Here is a 17,331-nt window from a genome sequence, read left to right as displayed (position 1 = left end):
GGCCGAGTCGAAGGTCGTGTAGGGCCGAAGTGGTCGCCGTGGCGCGGAGGATGTGGGCGTTCGGTGGCGGGCCGGGCGGGAATCCCCATCGATCGCCATCGATGTATTGCAGCCCGAAATGGGTGAACTCGAGTTCTTCGATGATCCCGGTGTGCCGGACCATGAGGTGCTCCGACGACCGGCGATCGACCCGATGGCAGGGAAACCGCTGCACCGTCGACACCGCCCCACCGCGCATCTCGTCGCGTTCGAGCACCTCTACCGGGTGCCCGGCGCCAGCCGGATAACACGGGGCGACCACCGCGTTGTGGCCGGAGCCGACGACAACCGTCACCCGGCCCTCACAGCGGCAGCCGCCTGCCGAGGATCGCGAAGGGCCGATTGTCGCCCGCGAACACGAAATCGCGTACCACGTCGTCGAATCCCTGCCTGCGGTAGAGCCGCCACGCGCGGTTGTCCTCGCCGTCGACTTCGGGCGTCGACAGCAGCACGGCGCGCTCGGGTCGGTCGCGAAGCAGTCGTTCCAGTAGCGTGGCGCCGATACCGCGGCCTTGCGCGGTGGGATGCACATGCAGTTCGGTGAGTTCGAAATAGTCCGCGAGCAGTTCGCGTGTGGAGTTCTCCGGCCAGCCGCAGCGGCGCATCCCACTGTGCACCTGTTGATGCCACCACTGGTGCGCGGCGCCGCGGTAGCCGTAGGCGATCGCCACGATCGGCGCGCACCGCAGATCGATTCGACCGGAATCGTCGGGCACCACGGCGGCCACCGCCTGCCAGCCCGACCTGGTGGTGTGCTCGGTCCACATCGGCGCGCGGTGGTGCTCCGTGCCGCGCGGATAGGCCATGGCCGCGACGTAAACCGCCAACGCGTCGTGCAGCCGGGCGCGCAGGTCCGCGACCGAGAGGTCGACGATGGCGGGTGCGGGGGTGTGGTTGGGCTTGACGGCGGTCATGGCTCTCGTGGGCCGCGCGGACGCGGAAGTTTGTCGGTGGGCGTCTCTATATTCAAGCTCAATTCAAACGTTCGAATACCTGTTCGGTCCGTGCGGTGGTGGGAAGCGGAGTGATATGCCGCCTCCCATGCAGGCTACGGGCCAGGGTGTGCGATTGCTGCGACTACTGCGACTACTGCGACTACTGCGACTACGGAGGGCAGGCTGATGTCTGGTCGAGTCGAACATCCAGGGCAGCCGGGCCGGGCCGGCAAGTTGCTGCTGCGGGCCGATGGTTTGCTCATGCAGGCGCACGGGGAGCGGGATCCGCGCGAGCGGTTCCGCACCGCCTACCTGGCCGCGCTGCGCGGCGCGGGTGCGGTGATCGCGCTCACCGGTGCCGATGCCGCGGCCAGGGCGCGCTCGCGCAATGCGTGGGTGCTCTTGCAGCGCGCCGCGCCCGAGTTCGTGATGTGGGCGGACTACTTCAGCGCGCGCTCGGAGATCCGGGCCGCACTGGAGGCCGGATTGGACCGGGATGTCGATGATCACGAGGCCGACGAGTTCTCTTCGCGGGTGGGCGCATTCCTACATGACGTCGAAGACCTCCTGTCCGTGTCGGCGCGGTTGCGCCCCGCGCCGGGATGGAGCGGCGGCATGACCGCTTAGTTATCGACGAGAAGGTGGTACGGCTGTGATCGAACTCGTATCATTGGTGACAGATAGCCGCCAAGGTCGGCTATCTGTCGCCTACCCGGAGGCGGCAGCCACGTCCTAGTGCCGGGGGAGGTACCGTGCCACTCTCCGAGCACGAGCAGCGCATGCTCGAACAAATAGAGAGCGCTCTCTATGCTGAGGATCCCAAGTTCGCCTCGTCCGTTCGCGGCGGGCGGCTACGTTCGACCTCGAGTCGCCGCAGACTCCAGGCCGCGGCGTTGTTCGTCCTCGGCCTATTTCTCCTCGTCGCCGGCATCGCCGCACCGGTGAAGCCCGGCGGCTTCCCGATCATCAGCCTGATCGGATTCATCGTCATGTTCGGTGCGGGCGTGCTCTTGCTGCTCGGCAGTACCAAGAGCATTGCCAAGAACAGCCGAGCCGGCGGTGACACCCCGTCTGGTGGTCCGGGCGGATCGAGCGGACGCGGGCGTCAGCGCAAGTCCGGTGGTTTCTCCGATCGCATGGAGGACCGGTTCCGGCGGCGGTTCGAGCAGGAGTAGCCCGCCGCCGGACTCTCGTCAGATAGACGCGACGCCGCACCGTGATGGTGCGGCGTCGCCGTTTTGTGCGTTCGGGCGCCGAACGCGCGGGATGCTCTCCACCTGATTCGGCACCGGACTTTCGAGCTTCCCCACACCTCCCCGCATACTTCCCCCACCATGCCCCTCCGGTCGGTTCCGACAGGGCTGTCCAGGGGGTTTGCTAGGTGTTATCGGACATTTGCTCCGTGGCCTGGCGCGTGTCGGTAGAACTCGCAAAAGGTCGCCATGCCGGTGATAGCTGGGGTGACCTGCGGAATCGTCTGAGTCGGGAGCCAGATCACCGCTTGTTTCGATTGAAAGTGGGGGAAAGTGGGGTAATGTGGAGCGCGCACTTACTGAAAGGGCCGACCATCGAGGTGATCGACTAGGGAGGTGTCGAGATGTTTCTCGGTACCTACACACCTCGCTTGGACGACAAGGGGCGACTCACGTTGCCTGCGAAGTTTCGAGACGATCTGGCGGGAGGGTTGATGGTCACGAAGGGGCAGGATCACAGCCTTGCCGTGTACCCGAAAGAAGAGTTCACCGCGCTCGCTCGGCGAGCCGCGGCCGCGTCTCGAAGTAATCCGCAGGCTCGCGCGTTCGTCCGGGCGCTCGCGGCCGGAACGGACGAACAGCGTCCGGACGCTCAGGGCCGGATCGTTTTGTCGGCAGACCATCGCCGCTACGCCAACCTGGATAGAGATTGCGTGGTGATCGGGTCGGTCGATTTCCTGGAGATATGGGACAAGCAGGCGTGGGAGTCCTACCTCGCCGAACATGAGGAGGACTTCTCGCAAGCCAGAGACGAGTCGCTGGGCGGAATCTTCTAGCCCCGACCGAGCGAGTGCCGCGCGGTCTCTGCCCGGACACGGACCCTGACGTACTTCCCCGACGCCAGGTGCCGAGGTTCGGTCAGAGACCACGGGGCATTCGTGTCCGTATCAAAAGCACTGTGTATCAACGCGGCCCGTGTGCGGCGCGCGACGACGTGAGGCAGGATTCCGGGAGGTCGAGGTGAACCGTGAACAGCGCGGCCCTCGTCATGTTCCGGTTCTGCTCGAGCGGGCCGATGCGCTGCTCGGTCCGGTCCTCGGCGAACCGGGTGCGGTGTATGTCGATGCGACCCTCGGCCTCGGCGGCCACGCCGAACATTTTCTGCGCTCCTATCCGAACCTGCATCTGGTCGGCTTGGATCGCGACACCACCGCACTGAAGCTGGCTGGTGAGCGGCTCGCGCCGTTCGCGGATCGGATCACGTTGGTGCACACCCGCTATGACGGCATCGCCGCGGCGTTGACCCAGGCGGGACTGTCGGCCACCGGCTCGGTCTCGGCGATCCTGATGGACCTCGGGGTCTCGTCGATGCAGCTCGACGAGACCGACCGTGGCTTCGCCTACTCGGTCGACGCGCCGCTGGACATGCGGATGGATCCGACCACCGGTCCCACCGCCGCCGACGTGCTCAACACCTACAGCCACGGTGATCTGGCCCGGGTACTGAAAACCTATGGCGACGAACGATTCGCGGGCCGCATCGCGGCCGAGGTGGTCCGCCGTCGCAAGCTGAAGCCGTTCACCACCAGCGGTGAGCTGGTGGAACTGCTGTACGCCACGATTCCCGCGGCGACCCGCCGCACCGGCGGGCATCCGGCCAAGCGGACCTTCCAGGCGTTGCGCGTGGAGGTCAATCGGGAGCTCGATTCGCTACGGGACGCGTTGCCCGCCGCGTTGGCCGCGCTGCGTGTCGGCGGCCGCGTGGTCGTCATGTCCTACCAATCGTTGGAGGACAAGGTGGTCAAGCAGGCGTTGGCTCCGCGCGCGATGTCCAGGACGCCGGTGGATCTACCGGTCGAACTGCCCGGGATGGGGCCGGAATTCCGCATGCTCACCCGTGGCGCGGAGAAGGCGACCGAGCAGGAGATCGAGGAGAACCCACGGGCAGCGCCGGTGCGGATGCGCGCAGCGGAGCGGATTCAGGAGGCGCGGTGAGGCATCATCGCGCAGCGCCTTGTCGCGCCGACCGGGTGCGGGTGTCCCGCAAGATCCAGTGGCGCGGTGCGGCATCATCGCGCAGCGCCTTGTCGCGCCGACCGGGTGCGGGTGTCCCGCAAGATCCAGTGGCGCGGTGCGGCATCATCGCGCAGCGCCTGTCGCGCCGACCGGGTGCGGATGTCCCACACGACACAGGAGGCCGGATGAGACAGCGTCGCGCTGCGCCGATCCGGCATCTCGTGCGGACAGAGGAGGGGAACCGATGAGCGTGCGGACACGGACCGTCGAAGCGCCGGGCCGGATCGCCCGGCGGGTCCAGGAAGCCGAACGGGTGAAGTCCGGTGCGGCACAGCGGGCTTACGCCCGGCGCAGACTGCGTGCCGAAGGTCGTTCGGATGCGATGCCGCCCGCCATGCGGCGCTCCGCGATGGCCGCGCGGATTCCGTTCGTCACGGCCATCATCGCGCTGCTCGGCTGTGGCCTCGCGCTGACCCTGTTGCTCACCACCCGGGCCGCGGAGGACAGCTACCAGCTCGGCGACGCGCGGGCGACCAACCGGAAATTGGCCGACGAGCGCGCCGCCTTGCAGCGGGAGGTCGAGGCCGCCGATTCGGCGCCCGAGCTGGCCGCGCGGGCGCGGGAACTGGGCATGATCCCGGCCAAGGACCCGGCCCGCCTCGTCATCGCGCCGGACGGCACTGTCACGGTGATCGGCACACCGACGCCCGCCCAAGGCGCGCCGGTGCCACCGCTGAATGTCTCGCCGTCGGGCCCGCGGGTCGGTAACGCGCAGGCCAGGGGCGAGCGGGTGATACCGGTCACCACGATGCCCGCCGTGCCTGGGCAGGGCCAGGCGGCTACCGGAGAACAGAACACCGTCCGGGGCGATGCCGCGCCCGCGAGCCCGGTGCCGGTCGCCCCCGTGGTGGTCGGCCCCACTCTGCCCGGCCCGGTGCCCGCCGCCCCGCAGGCGACGGATCAGCAGTCGCACGCCGACGTGGAACCAGGGCCCCGGCCGCCAGCTGGAGCGCCGCAGGCCCAAGCAGAAGAATCTCAGCTGCCACAGGTGGAAACACAACAGCCGCCACAGGTGGAAACACAACGGCTGCCGCAGGTGGAAGCGCAACAACCGCTGCAGGTGGAGGTCGCTCCGGCTCGAGTGGAGCAGCAGCCGGACGAGGAGACGCCGCAGTCGCAAGTTCTCCTCGACGGAGGGCCGCTATGACGCGTCCTGGGCCCGCGCCGCGTCGGCGTCGCGGGCCCGCCGCGTCCCAGGGCGCAGGTCCACGCAGGTCCACGGCGCTCGGACCGGATCAGCCGCTGCGGCTGCGGCTCGGCGTCGGCCGCGTCGTCATGTTGGTCGCGCTCGCCGTCGTCGCACTGCAGCTGCTGTGGGTGCAGAGCGTCGCGGCACCGGGGCTGTCGGCGCAGGCGGCCAGCCAGCGCACCACCCATCAGCCCGACCAGGCCACGCGTGGGCCGATCACCGATCGCAACGGCAAGTCACTCGCCTTCACCATCTCCGCCAAAGCCTTGACCTTCCAGCCGGTTCGGGTGCGCAAGGAGTTGTCCGACGCCAGAGCCAAGAGCGACAAGGCGCCTGATCCGGATGAGCGGTTGCGCGATATCGCGCGCATGATCCACGAGAAGCTCGGTAAGGACGCGCCCACGGAAACGGATCTGCTCGCCAAGCTGCGCGGTGACGATCAGTTCGTGTATCTCGCCCGTAACGTCGATCCGCGGATCGCCGGAGAAATTACCGAGAAGTTCTCGCAAGTCGGTTCCGACCACCAGAGCATCCGGGTATATCCAGGTGGGTCACTGGCGGCGAACGTGGTCGGCGCCACCGGGTGGGACGGCCACGGGCAGGTCGGGCTGGAGTCGTCGATGGACTCGGTGTTGGCGGGTACCGACGGATCGCACACCTACGATCGCGGATCCGACGGTGCGGTCATTCCTGGCAGCTGGCGGGATGAACAGCCTGCGGTGAACGGGTCCGCGATCGAGCTCACCGTGGACTCGGATCTGCAGTATTACGTCCAACAGCAGGTGCAGCAGGCCAAGGAACTGTCCGGCGCGGGCTCCGCCTCGGCGGTCGTCCTCGATGCCAAGACCGGCCAGGTGCTCGCGATGGCCAACGACAACACCTTCAACCCGGCGCTGGGACCGCAGAGCTGGGCCAGGGCCGATCTGAACAATCCCTCGGTCTCGGACGTGTTCGAACCGGGGTCGGTGAACAAGATCATTACGGCGGCCGCGGCCATCGAATACGGCTTGACCAGTCCCGAGGAAGTGTTGCAGGTTCCCGGCGATATTCAGATGGCGGGCGTCACCGTCCACGATGCGTGGACGCACGACGTGGCGCCGTTCACCACCACGGGTATCTTCGGCAGATCCTCCAACGTGGGAACGCTGATGCTGGCACAGCGGGTCGGTGAGAACCGGTTCGCCGACATGGTGCACCGGTTCGGGCTCGGTCAGCGCACGGGCATCGGCTTGCCGGGAGAGAGCGCGGGACTTGTGCCCGACCGCGACCAGTGGTCCGGTGGCACATTCGCGAATCTTCCCATCGGACAGGGTCTTTCGATGACGACGTTGCAGATGGCAGGGATGTATCAGGCCATCGCCAACGACGGCGTCCGCATCCCGCCAAGGATCGTCAAAACCGAGATCGCGCCGGATGGCACGCGCACCGAGGAGGCCCAACCGGAGGGGGTGCGGGTGGTGAGCCCGCAGACCGCCGCGACATTGCGGACAATGTTCCAGGCGGTCATGCAGCGCGACCCGATGGACGCCGAGCAGAACGGAACCGGTTGGCCCGCTGCCATCACGGGCTATCAGGTGGCAGGAAAGACCGGCACCGCGCAGAAGGTCGATCCAGATTGTGAATGTTATTCCACGTCGTCGTTTTGGATCACCTTCGCGGGTATGGTCCCAGCCGACAATCCGCGCTACGTGATCGGTCTCATGCTCGATGCGCCCGTTCGGAGTTCCGATGGTAGCGGTGGCGGTTCGGTGGCTCCGCTGTTCCACAACATCGCCTCGTGGGCGCTGCAGCGCGATCGAATCCCGCCGTCACCGCAGCCGTCCAAGCGATTCGTGCTGCAGGCAGGGTGATTCTGTTCGTCGGCTCGGTGCGGCGGCACGCACAGCCGACCGTGGAAGTGGCCGACACCTCGCGCTCCGATCGGCTGGGCGCAGCTGGGCCGCCGGAATGCGGCGGTGCTTGCCTCGCCCGCGATGGGTCACTGTCTTCTGCCGCGTGGCGCGGTCCGTTCACGATGGTGCAGCCCGTAGGGTTCGGGTATCGACATCGCCGACGTTGCGGTGGGGCGCATGGTCCTGCCGTGATCGGTCGCCGGTAACCTGACACGTCGATCGCTGCCCTCGAAAGGAGCCTGGTTTCTGTGCAGTCCGGTCAACCACGCGCATTGCGGCCCGAGCACTCGCCGGCAACGCCGCTGGCGTCTTTGGCCGCCACCATCGGGGCACGAACGAATCTCGAATCGGCTGCGCGTGAATTATCGGTCAGCGGCATCGAGCAACGCTCGGACGCTGTACTGCCCGGCGACCTGTTCGCCGCATTGCCCGGCGCCCGCTCGCACGGCGCCCGGTTCGCCCGGGACGCGGTCGCGCGAGGCGCCGTCGCGGTGCTGACCGACGCGGTGGGTGCGGAGTCGGTGGCGGAACTGGGCGTGCCGGTGCTCGTGCGGGATGATCCCCGCGCGGTGCTCGGCGAGCTGTCGGCGACGATCTACGGCAACCCCTCCGAGCGGTTGCGCATCATCGGGATCACCGGAACCTCGGGCAAGACGACGACCTCGTATCTGGTCGAGGCCGGCCTGGCCGCAGGGGGACTGTCCACGGCACTGATCGGCACCATCGAGACCAGGATCGGCGGCAGGCGCGTGCCCAGCGCGCTGACCACCCCGGAGGCGCCGCAGCTGCACGCGATGTTCGCGCTGATGGTCGAGCAGGGGGTGGACGCGGTGGTGATGGAGGTGTCCAGCCACGCGCTGGCGCTGGGTCGGGTGGACGGTGTGCGCTTCGCGGTCGGCGCGTTCACCAACCTGTCGCAAGACCACCTGGACTTTCATGCCGATTTCGAGGACTACTTCGCCGCCAAGCGCAGACTGTTCGATCCGAATTCGGCGGTGGCGTCGCGCATTCCGGTGATCTGTGTGGACGACGCGTGGGGACGACGGCTCGCCGAAGACGTCGCGAACCCGATCACCGTGTCCACCAAGCGATCCGCGGACTGGAGCCTTTCCGGTGAGGTGTCGGCGCATGGCGGCGAGCAGGATTTCACGGCGTCCGGCCCGCAGAGGGATGTGCCGGTGCGGCTGCGACTTCCCGGCCACTACAACGTCGCCAACGGTCTGCTCGCGATCGCCGTGTGCGCCGCCGCGGGAGTCGAACCGGCGGTTGCCGCACCTGCGTTGGCCACCGTGGACGTCCCCGGCCGAATGCAACGGGTGGAGCGCGGGCAGGAATTCTTGGCGATCGTCGACTACGCGCACAAACCCGCGGCGCTGGAGTCCGTAATCGCCACGCTCCGTGGGCATCTCGCCGCGGACACAGCCGGACGGCTCGCTGTGGTCGTCGGCGCCGGTGGTGACCGCGATGCGGGCAAGCGGCCGCTGATGGGCGCAGCCGGTGCACGCGGCGCCGACCTGCTGATCATCACCGACGACAACCCGCGCACCGAGGACCCGGCAGCGATCCGAGCCGCGGTCCGCTCCGGTGCGTCGGAGGTGCCGGAGGCCGAGCGCGGCGAAGTGCGTGAGATCGGCGATCGGGCCGAAGCCATTGCGGCCGCGGTGGAGTGGGCGAACCCCGGTGACGTGGTTCTGATCGCGGGCAAGGGACATGAGGTAGGGCAGGAGATCCAGGGCGTGAAGCATCCCTTCGACGACCGCGAGGTGCTTGCGGTCGCATTGGAAAGACGAAGTCCGCAAGGAAATCACGCGGAGGACTTGACGGTTTCATGATCGAGATGACACTGCGGGAGATCGCGGACGTCGTCGGCGGCACGCTGCACGACGTTCCCGACCCGGAGGTGCGAGTGACCGGTGCGGTCGAATTCGATTCGCGCCGAATAGGTTCCGGTGATCTCTTCCTGGCGCTGCCGGGAGAGCGCTCCGACGGCCACGAGTACGCAGGGGCGGCGATCGCCGCCGGGGCGGTCGCGGTACTCGCCGCGCGGCCGGTGGGTGTGCCTGCCGTTGTCGTCGCACCGAATCGCGACTCGGTGCCCGCGAGTTCGGTTGCCCTGTCCCATGATTCGGACGGCTCGGGCGCCGCGGTACTCGCCGCGCTCGCGGCACTGGCGCGCGCGAGCGTGTCGCGCCTGGTCGCGGACGGCGGGCTCACCGTCGTCGGCGTGACCGGGTCCTCCGGCAAGACGTCCACGAAAGATCTGCTGGCCGCGGTACTCGCCCCGCTGGGCCCGGTCGTCGCACCGCCTGGATCGTTCAACAACGAACTCGGCCACCCGTGGACCGCGCTGCGCGCCGATGCCGAGACCCGCTTCCTGGTGCTCGAGATGTCGGCACGTGGTCCGGGCCACATCGCCGCGCTGGCCGAGGTGGCACCGCCGAGTATCGGTGTCGTGCTCAATGTCGGCACGGCGCATCTCGGCGAGTTCGGCAGCCGCGCGGCCATCGCGCAGACCAAGGGCGAGCTGGTCGAGGCGCTGCCGGCGACCGGACTCGCGGTACTCAACGCCGACGATCCCCAGGTCGCCGCGATGGCCGCACGGACGACGGCCCGCGTGGTGACCGTCGGCCAGGCCGAGACCGCCACCATCCGCGCCACCGGCATCCGGCTCGACGAGCAGGCACGGGCCGAGTTCACCGCGCACACTCCCGTGGGCGAGATCCCGGTGCGGTTGGCTGTGCACGGCGAGCATCACGTCGGCAACGCGCTGTCCGCGATCGCGGTCGCACTGGAGTGCGGCGCGGATCTCGAAGCCCTCGCCCGGACGCTGTCGGGTGCGCACGCTGCGTCGGCCCGCCGGATGGACGTGCGGACCACTGCCGACGGGATCACGGTGGTCAACGACTCCTACAACGCCAACCCGGACTCGGTGCGCGCCGCGCTGAAAGCGCTGGTGAGCATGGCGCGAGCGGGGGAGACCCCACGGCGCAGCTGGGCGGTGCTCGGCGAAATGGGGGAACTCGGCGCGGAATCCGTCCTGGAACACGACGCGATCGGCCGACTCGCCGTGCGACTGGATGTCAGCCGCGTGGTGGTGGTCGGGACCGGACGGCCCTCCCGCGCGCTGCACCAAGGAGCGGTGATGGAAGGGTCATGGGGCGAGGAGTCGATCCTCGTACCGGACATCGAGGCGGCGATCGCTCTGCTCGACGAAGAAGTCACCGCGGGTGACGTGGTGCTGGTCAAGGCATCGAAGTCGGTGGGCCTGTGGAAGGTCGCCGAACATCTGACCGATGCGGCTTCCGCGGCAGGACGCGACGCCGCCGCGCCGGGCAGCAGGGCGGGACATGACACGGAGGCAGCAGGATGAGACAGATTCTCTTCGCGGCGGCGATCGCGCTGACGGTCTCGATCCTGCTCACCCCGTTGTTGATCAAGATGTTCGCCAAGCAGGGTTTCGGCCAGGAGATCCGGGTCGACGGTCCTGCCAGCCACCAGGCCAAGCGCGGCACCCCGACCATGGGCGGAGTGGCCATTCTGGTCGGGCTGTGGGCGGGATATCTGGGTTCGCATCTGATCGGTATCGGGTACGACGCCGAAGGACCGTCGGCCTCGGCACTGCTGGTACTCGGCCTGGCCACCGCACTCGGCGCGGTGGGCTTCCTCGATGACTTCATCAAGATTCGTAAGCAACGCAACCTGGGTCTGACCGCGGCAGGTAAATATCTCGGCCAACTGACCGCGGCGGTGATCTTCGGTGTGCTCGCACTGCAGTTCCGCGGCGCGAGCGGGCTGACCCCTGCCAGTAGGCACCTGTCCTACGTGCGCGACATCAGCACGGTGACCATGGGTGTGGTCGTGTTCCTGGTGTTCGTGTGCTTCGTCGTGGTCGCGTGGTCCAATGCGGTGAACCTGACCGATGGCTTGGACGGCTTGGCCGCCGGATCGATGAGCCTGGTCCTCGGCGGGTACGTGGTCATCACGTTCTGGCAGTACTACCACGCCTGTGAGACCAAGCCGGAGACCGGCTGCTACAACGTTCGCGATCCGCTGGATCTGGCCCTGGTATGCGCCGCGGGGGCCGCCGCGTGTGTCGGCTTCCTGTGGTGGAACGCCGCGCCGGCGAAGATCTTCATGGGTGACACCGGTTCGCTGGCATTGGGCGGCATGCTCGCCGGTCTGTCCATCACCACCCGGACCGAGCTGCTGATGATCGTCATCGGCGCGCTGTTCGTCGCCGAGACGGCGTCGGTGGTGTTGCAGGTTGCCGTGTTCCGCACGACGCGTAACCGGTTGTTCAAGATGGCGCCGTTCCATCATCACTTCGAGCTCAGCAAGTGGGCCGAGACAACGGTGATCATCAGGTTCTGGCTCTTGGCCGCGATGGCCTCGGCCGTCGGTCTCGGCTTGTTCTACAGCGAATACCTCTCTGCGGTCGGGTGAACGAGATGGTCGAACATTCTCCTCGGGCCCTTCGTTCACCAGGGCCCATGCTCGAATTCCTGCGCGGACGTGACGTTCTGGTCGCGGGTTGGGGTGTATCGGGGCGTTCGCTGGTCGAGCCACTGCGGGATATCGGCGCGCGACCGGTGGTCACCGACGGCGGCGCCGCCGCGCTGTCGGAGGCCGCCGGGCTCGGACTGGATGTGGCCACCCCCGCCGAGCTGGAATCCACCGACTGGAGCCGGTTCGCGCTGGTGATCACCAGTCCGGGCTGGCGGCCGGATTCTCCGGTGCTCGCCACCGCGGTAGCCGAGGGCACACCGGTGTGGGGTGACGTCGAATTCGCCTGGTGGGTCGATCAGGCGAGGATCTACGGGCCGGTTCGCAAATGGCTAGTCGTCACCGGCACCAATGGCAAGACCACCACCACACAGATGACCCACGCGATTCTGCGCGCCGCGGGTATCGCCAGCGTCGCCTGCGGCAACATCGGCCTTCCGATTCTGGACGCGCTGCGCCGCAATCCCGGTCCGCAGGTGCTCGCGGTCGAGCTGTCGTCGTTCCAGCTGCACTGGGCGCCGTCGGTGCGGCCAGAGGCGGGTGTAGTGCTCAATGTGGCCGAGGATCACCTGGATTGGCACGGTGGCTTGGACGCCTATGCTGCGGCGAAGGCGCGGGCTCTGGTCGGCCGAGTCGCCGTGGTCGGTCTGGACGATCCCGTCGCGGCTTCGCTGGCGCGCAAGTCCAAGGCGCGCAGGACAGTGGGCTTCCGGATCGGAGTGCCCGCGGATGGCGAGCTGGGCGTGGTCGACGGCAAGCTGCTCGACCGGGCGTTCACCAAAGCCGCCATCCTCGCCGAGGTCGGCGATATCAGCCCGCCCGGTCCGGCCGGTGTCGCCGACGCGCTCGCCGCGTCCGCGCTGACCAGGGCGATCGATGTCGCGCCGCAGTTCGTCCGCGAGGGTCTCATCGAGCACAAGGTGGGTCCGCACCGCGCCGAACTGGTGCGTGAACTCGCCGGCGTCGAGTTCGTCGACGACTCCAAGGCCACCAACCCGCACGCCGCGCGCTCCTCGATTTTGGCGCACCCGCAGGTGGTCTGGGTGGCCGGCGGCCAGCTCAAGGGCGCGCACGTCGAGGATCTGGTGGAGGAGGTCGCCGAGCGGCTGGTCGCCGCGGTGCTCATCGGCGCCGACGCCCCGGTGATCGCGGCCGCGTTGGCGCGACACGCGCCCGAGGTCCCCGTCGTCGAGTTGATCGCGGGAGACGATGCAGGGATGGGTGACGAAGCGGCGAACACCGAGGCGTCCGACGCGATGATGGCCCGTGCCGTTCGCGCGGCCGCCGGATTCGCCCGCAGCGGTGACACCGTGCTGCTGGCTCCCGCCGCCGCGTCGCTGGACATGTTCGCCGACTACACGCACCGGGGCCGCAGCTTCGCCGCGGCGGTGCACACCTTGGAAGACGGTGACATCGGGCGGCGGCTATGACGACATCGGCGCGGCGTGATCCCGCGCCGGCCACCCGGTTCGGGGCCTGGCTCGCGCGGCCGCTCGCGTCGTTCCACTTGGTGGTCACGATCGCCACGCTGTTGACGACACTCGGACTGGTCATGGTCCTGTCGGCATCGGGGGTTGTGGAGTACGCGGTGGGTGGGTCGGCTTACTCGCTGTTCATCCAGCAAGCGTTGTTCGCGGCCCTCGGCGCCGTCCTGTTCTATCTCGCGTTGCGGGTTCCGCTGCGCCGATTGCGCCAGGTGTCGTTCCCGCTGTTCGCGATGTCGGTCTTGGCGCTGGTACTGGTCCTTGTTCCCGGTATCGGTACCCGCGCTCAGGGCGCACGCCGTTGGCTGATGCTCGGCCCTGTTTCGGTGCAGCCGTCGGAGATCGTGAAGGTGACGCTGATCGTCTGGGGCGCCCACCTGCTGGCTTCCCGACGGGCCAGCGGTTCGAGCTTGCGAGATCTTCTCGTTCCGCTGGTCCCGGCGGGTCTGCTGGTATGTCTGTTGATCGTGGTCCAGCCGAACCTCAGCACCACGGTCGCGGTGGGACTCGTTCTCGGTGCGCTGCTGTGGTACGGCGGGCTACCGGTCCGCCTCTTCGTGACGATCGCGGTTTCCGGTGTCGTGGCTGCGGGCGTGCTCGCGATGTCCGCCGGTTATCGGTCGAACCGGGTCCGGTCCTTCTTCAACCCGGGTTCGGACCTGCAGGGCGACAATTATCAAGCTCGACAGGCTCTCTATTCCCTTGCCGACGGCGGAATCTGGGGTAGAGGGCTGGGGCAGAGCCGCGCCAAATGGAGCTACTTGCCGAACGCGCACAACGACTTCATCTTCGCGATCATCGGCGAGGAATTGGGCTTTCTCGGCTGCGCGCTGGTGCTGGGGCTTTTCGCACTGTTCGTCTACACGGGACTGCGTATTGCCAGCCGGTCGGTAGATCCTTTTCTCCGGTTGTTGACCGCTGCCGCGACGACGTGGATCGCTGGACAAGCCATGATCAACATCGGGTATGTGGTCGGTTTGTTGCCGGTCACCGGTCTACAGCTACCACTGGTGTCCGCGGGTGGTTCCTCGCTGGCGATCACCCTGATCATGTTCGGCTTGATCGCCAATGCTGCTCGGCACGAACCGGAAGCGGTCGCGGCGCTACACGCCGGACAGGACGGTCGCTTCAGTAGGCTGTTGCGGTTGCCCAAACCCGAGGTGTACGCACCGGCTCGGGCGAGCGCCCGGGCCGCGGCGGCGCGCCGCGGTCGGGCGCCCGACCGCGGATCCTCCGCGCTGCCGATCGGTGGCCGTACGCGATACGGTGCGGAGCCGGTGCGGCGTCGTGCGTCGGAGAGTCGCGGCACCAGCTCGGCCCGCGCCACCAGGGCGTGGGAACCCAGCTATCCGGTCAATCACGCAAGAGAACGGGGAAGGTCCAGGTGATCTCGGTAATCGTCGCGGGCGGCGGTACGGCGGGCCACATCGAACCGGCACTGGCGGTGGCGGATGCGTTGCGGCGGCTCGACGCCTCGATCCGGGTGACGGCGCTGGGCACCGAACGTGGGCTGGAGACCCGCCTGGTTCCGGAGCGCGGCTATCCCCTCGAGCTGATCCCGCCGGTTCCGCTGCCGCGCAAGCCCACCGCCGATCTGCTGCGGCTGCCAGGGCGGGTGCGGGCCGCGGTGGCCAGGACCCGAGCGGTGATCGACGCGGTCGAGGCCGACGTGATCGTCGGCTTCGGCGGATATGTCGCTCTGCCCGCGTATCTCGCCGCGGGTGCGGGCGTCCTGCGTCGTCGGCGTGCCGTGCCGGTGGTGGTGCACGAGGCCAACGCCAAGGCGGGAATCGCGAACAAGGTCGGCGCGCGCGGCGCCGCGCGGGTGCTCGCCGCCGTTCCGGATTCGGGCCTCGCGAACGCCAGGGTCGTCGGCATCCCGGTGCGTGAATCGATCACGAGTCTGGACCGAGCCGCGCTGCGCGAGGAAGCACGTGCCCATTTCGGCCTGCCGGCCGAGGGCCCGGTGCTGCTGGTATTCGGTGGTTCGCAGGGCGCGCGAACCCTGAACGAGGCCGTGTCCGCGGCCGCGCCCCAGCTGTCCGCGGCGGGCATCTCGGTCCTGCACGCGCACGGTCCCAAGAACACGCTCGAGCTGGCGGAGTCCGGTGAGGATGGCTCCCGCTACCTGGCGGTGCCGTATCTGTCCCGGATGGACCTCGCCTATGCCGCCGCCGACGCGGTGGTGTGCCGGTCGGGTGCGATGACGGTCGCGGAGGTCTCCGCGGTCGGGCTGCCCGCGTTCTATGTGCCACTTCCGCACGGCAACGGGGAGCAGGAACTCAACGCGCGACCGGTGGTGCGCCACGGCGGCGGCAGGATTGTGCCGGATGCGGAACTGACGCCGAAGTACGTGATCGATGAGGTGATTCCCTTGCTCATGGACACCGCAGGGCTGATCGAGATGGGCCGGGCCGCCGCGGGCGCCGGGCACCGTGACGCCGCCGACGAGGTAGCCCGGATCACGATGGAGGTGGCAGGCCGGTGAGCGAGACCACGGCGAACGGGGTGGGGTCGGAGACCGCCGGCGAGCGTTGCGCATTGCCCCCGGAGTTGGCACGGGTGCACATGGTCGGGATCGGCGGTGCGGGGATGTCCGGGATCGCGCGCATCCTGCTCGCCCGGGGCGGCGCGGTGTCGGGTTCGGATGCCAAGGAGAGTCGCGGCGTGCTGGCGTTGCGCGCACGGGGCGCACAGGTGCGCATCGGTCACGATGCGACCGCCCTCGACCTGCTACCCGGCGGCCCGACCGCGGTGGTCACCACCTACGCGGCCATCCCGAAGACCAACCCGGAGCTGGTCGAGGCGAATCGGCGCGACATCCCGGTGCTGCTGCGCCCTGCCGTGCTCGCCTCGCTGATGCGAGGCCATCGCACCTTGCTCGTCTCGGGTACCCACGGCAAGACCTCGACCACGTCGATGCTGATCGTGTCGTTGCAGCATTGCGGGTACGATCCGTCCTTCGCGGTCGGCGGCGAACTGAACGAGGCGGGCACCAATGCCCACCACGGCACCGGCGATATCTTCGTGGCCGAGGCCGACGAGAGCGACGGTTCGCTGCTGCAGTACGACCCGGATGTCGCGGTGGTGACGAATATCGAGTCCGATCACCTCGACTTCTTCGGCTCCGATGAGGCATACGTCCAGGTTTTCGACGACTTCGCCGACCGCCTCGCCGCAGGCGGACTGCTCGTGGTGTGCCTGGACGATCCGGGCTCGCGGGCGCTGGCCGAGCGGGTCGGCGCGCGGCTGGCCGAGAAGAATGTGCGGGTGCTCGGTTACGGATCGGGTGACCTCACCGACGCCCCGGTCGCGGTGGGCGCCCGCTTACACAGCTGGGAGCCACGCGATGTCGGCGGTATCGCGCAGTTCCAACTCGCCGACGAGGCCGCGCCGCGGACGCTGCGACTGTCGGTGCCGGGCAGGCATATGGCGCTCAACGCACTCGCCGCCCTGCTCGCCGCCCGCTCGGCCGGTGCCGACGTGGGCGAAATCGTGCAGGGCCTGGAGGGTTTCGGCGGAGTGCACCGCAGGTTCCAGTTCGCTGGACGGGAGAACGGCGTGCGGGTCTTCGACGACTACGCCCACCACCCGACCGAGGTGCGCGCCGTGCTCGGCGCGGCTGCCGAACTGGTCCAGCAGGAGGCCCGCGATGGTGCTCGGTCCAGACAGGGGCGGGTCATCGTGGTGTTCCAGCCGCATCTCTACAGCCGTACCGCGACGTTCGCACAGGACTTCGGCGCGGCGTTGAGCTTGGCCGACGAGGTCGTCGTGCTCGATGTCTACGGCGCACGGGAGAAGCCGCTGCCCGGCGTGAACGGCGCACTGGTAGCCCAGGCGGTGACCAAACCGGTGCACTACCAGCCGGATATGTCCCGGGTCGGCCGTCAGGTCGCGGGTCTGGCCCTGCCTGGCGACGTCGTGATCACGATGGGTGCGGGTGATGTGACGATGCTCGGCAGCCAGATCCTCGATGGGTTACGGGCGCGGCCTCAGCACGGACGGTGATCCGGCGTGCGC

At 68.4% G+C, this 17,331-nt stretch carries 14 protein-coding genes and 1 pseudogene; 13 read left to right on the top strand and 2 right to left on the bottom strand.

The genetic code is table 11. The features are described 5' to 3' along the window. Positions 1-67: 67 nt before the first annotated feature. Both AB0B25_RS25710 and AB0B25_RS25705 read right to left on the bottom strand, forming a co-directional pair. A pseudogene (locus AB0B25_RS25710) lies at positions 68-334 on the bottom strand (NAD(P)/FAD-dependent oxidoreductase); the annotation flags it as partial. Positions 335-341: 7 nt separating this feature from the next. After that, entirely contained in the window at positions 342-953 is a 612-nt protein-coding gene (locus AB0B25_RS25705) for a GNAT family N-acetyltransferase (protein WP_357184305.1), read from the bottom strand. A 207-nt stretch (positions 954-1,160) separates the two neighbouring features. Between AB0B25_RS25705 and AB0B25_RS25700 the strand changes: the two genes are divergently transcribed. From AB0B25_RS25700 to murC, 13 genes are all read left to right on the top strand, one after another. Beyond that, the gene (locus AB0B25_RS25700) at positions 1,161-1,601 is read left to right on the top strand and encodes an SAV_6107 family HEPN domain-containing protein (protein ID WP_357184303.1); all 441 of its coding nucleotides are present in this window, start codon (positions 1,161-1,163) and stop codon (positions 1,599-1,601) included. A 125-nt stretch (positions 1,602-1,726) separates the two neighbouring features. Continuing rightward, a complete protein-coding gene (locus AB0B25_RS25695; protein ID WP_357184300.1) occupies positions 1,727-2,149 on the top strand; it encodes a DUF3040 domain-containing protein in 423 nt (140 codons plus the stop codon). A gap of 422 nt (positions 2,150-2,571) precedes the next feature. Continuing rightward, positions 2,572-3,003, top strand: a complete 432-nt coding sequence (gene mraZ / locus AB0B25_RS25690; protein WP_355079635.1) for a division/cell wall cluster transcriptional repressor MraZ — start codon at positions 2,572-2,574, stop codon at positions 3,001-3,003. A 184-nt stretch (positions 3,004-3,187) separates the two neighbouring features. Further along, positions 3,188-4,162: a 16S rRNA (cytosine(1402)-N(4))-methyltransferase RsmH gene (rsmH, locus tag AB0B25_RS25685; RefSeq protein WP_357184297.1), complete on the top strand. Its 975-nt coding sequence runs from the start codon at positions 3,188-3,190 to the stop codon at positions 4,160-4,162. A gap of 265 nt (positions 4,163-4,427) precedes the next feature. Then, on the top strand, positions 4,428-5,390 hold the full coding sequence (locus AB0B25_RS25680; protein WP_357184294.1) for a hypothetical protein: 963 nt from the start codon (positions 4,428-4,430) through the stop codon (positions 5,388-5,390). A 128-nt stretch (positions 5,391-5,518) separates the two neighbouring features. Then, positions 5,519-7,282 (top strand): penicillin-binding protein 2, encoded by a 1,764-nt coding sequence (locus AB0B25_RS25675; RefSeq protein WP_357184336.1) that lies wholly within the window; start codon positions 5,519-5,521, stop codon positions 7,280-7,282. A 290-nt stretch (positions 7,283-7,572) separates the two neighbouring features. Next, positions 7,573-9,156, top strand: a complete 1,584-nt coding sequence (locus AB0B25_RS25670; RefSeq protein WP_357184291.1) for a UDP-N-acetylmuramoyl-L-alanyl-D-glutamate--2,6-diaminopimelate ligase — start codon at positions 7,573-7,575, stop codon at positions 9,154-9,156. Continuing rightward, positions 9,153-10,694 (top strand): UDP-N-acetylmuramoyl-tripeptide--D-alanyl-D-alanine ligase, encoded by a 1,542-nt coding sequence (gene murF / locus AB0B25_RS25665; protein ID WP_357184288.1) that lies wholly within the window; start codon positions 9,153-9,155, stop codon positions 10,692-10,694. The genes AB0B25_RS25670 and murF overlap by 4 nt, the downstream gene beginning before the upstream one ends. After that, entirely contained in the window at positions 10,691-11,767 is a 1,077-nt protein-coding gene (gene mraY / locus AB0B25_RS25660) for a phospho-N-acetylmuramoyl-pentapeptide-transferase (protein ID WP_357079624.1), read from the top strand. Before murF ends, mraY begins: the two co-directional genes overlap by 4 nt. A gap of 47 nt (positions 11,768-11,814) precedes the next feature. Beyond that, positions 11,815-13,257 (top strand): UDP-N-acetylmuramoyl-L-alanine--D-glutamate ligase, encoded by a 1,443-nt coding sequence (murD, locus tag AB0B25_RS25655; RefSeq protein WP_357184285.1) that lies wholly within the window; start codon positions 11,815-11,817, stop codon positions 13,255-13,257. After that, entirely contained in the window at positions 13,254-14,699 is a 1,446-nt protein-coding gene (gene ftsW, locus AB0B25_RS25650; RefSeq protein ID WP_357184282.1) for a putative lipid II flippase FtsW, read from the top strand. The genes murD and ftsW overlap by 4 nt, the downstream gene beginning before the upstream one ends. Next, positions 14,696-15,799: an undecaprenyldiphospho-muramoylpentapeptide beta-N-acetylglucosaminyltransferase gene (murG, locus tag AB0B25_RS25645; RefSeq protein WP_357184279.1), complete on the top strand. Its 1,104-nt coding sequence runs from the start codon at positions 14,696-14,698 to the stop codon at positions 15,797-15,799. The genes ftsW and murG overlap by 4 nt, the downstream gene beginning before the upstream one ends. 80 nt (positions 15,800-15,879) lie before the next feature. Next, positions 15,880-17,319 carry a UDP-N-acetylmuramate--L-alanine ligase gene (murC, locus tag AB0B25_RS25640; protein WP_357184334.1) on the top strand — a complete coding sequence of 480 codons (1,440 nt, stop codon included), beginning with the start codon at positions 15,880-15,882 and terminating at the stop codon, positions 17,317-17,319. Positions 17,320-17,331: the final 12 nt, after the last annotated feature.

The sequence above is a fragment of the Nocardia sp. NPDC049190 genome, assembly GCF_040648115.1.
Classification (GTDB): domain Bacteria; phylum Actinomycetota; class Actinomycetes; order Mycobacteriales; family Mycobacteriaceae; genus Nocardia.
Note: the sequence above shows the minus strand (reverse complement) of the source record. Positions and strands in the feature narration are given on the sequence as shown.

Excerpts from the sequence above, each read along its gene's own strand:
- AB0B25_RS25705 (WP_357184305.1), bottom strand. The coding sequence starts at position 953 with ATGACCGCCGTCAAGCCCAACCACACCCCCGCACCCGCCATCGTCGAC.
- AB0B25_RS25700 (WP_357184303.1), top strand. The coding sequence starts at position 1,161 with ATGTCTGGTCGAGTCGAACATCCAGGGCAGCCGGGCCGGGCCGGCAAG.
- mraZ (WP_355079635.1), top strand. The coding sequence starts at position 2,572 with ATGTTTCTCGGTACCTACACACCTCGCTTGGACGACAAGGGGCGACTC.
- AB0B25_RS25680 (WP_357184294.1), top strand. The coding sequence starts at position 4,428 with ATGAGCGTGCGGACACGGACCGTCGAAGCGCCGGGCCGGATCGCCCGG.
- AB0B25_RS25675 (WP_357184336.1), top strand. The coding sequence starts at position 5,519 with ATGTTGGTCGCGCTCGCCGTCGTCGCACTGCAGCTGCTGTGGGTGCAG.
- murF (WP_357184288.1), top strand. The coding sequence starts at position 9,153 with ATGATCGAGATGACACTGCGGGAGATCGCGGACGTCGTCGGCGGCACG.
- mraY (WP_357079624.1), top strand. The coding sequence starts at position 10,691 with ATGAGACAGATTCTCTTCGCGGCGGCGATCGCGCTGACGGTCTCGATC.
- murD (WP_357184285.1), top strand. The coding sequence starts at position 11,815 with ATGCTCGAATTCCTGCGCGGACGTGACGTTCTGGTCGCGGGTTGGGGT.
- ftsW (WP_357184282.1), top strand. The coding sequence starts at position 13,254 with ATGACGACATCGGCGCGGCGTGATCCCGCGCCGGCCACCCGGTTCGGG.
- murC (WP_357184334.1), top strand. The coding sequence starts at position 15,880 with ATGGTCGGGATCGGCGGTGCGGGGATGTCCGGGATCGCGCGCATCCTG.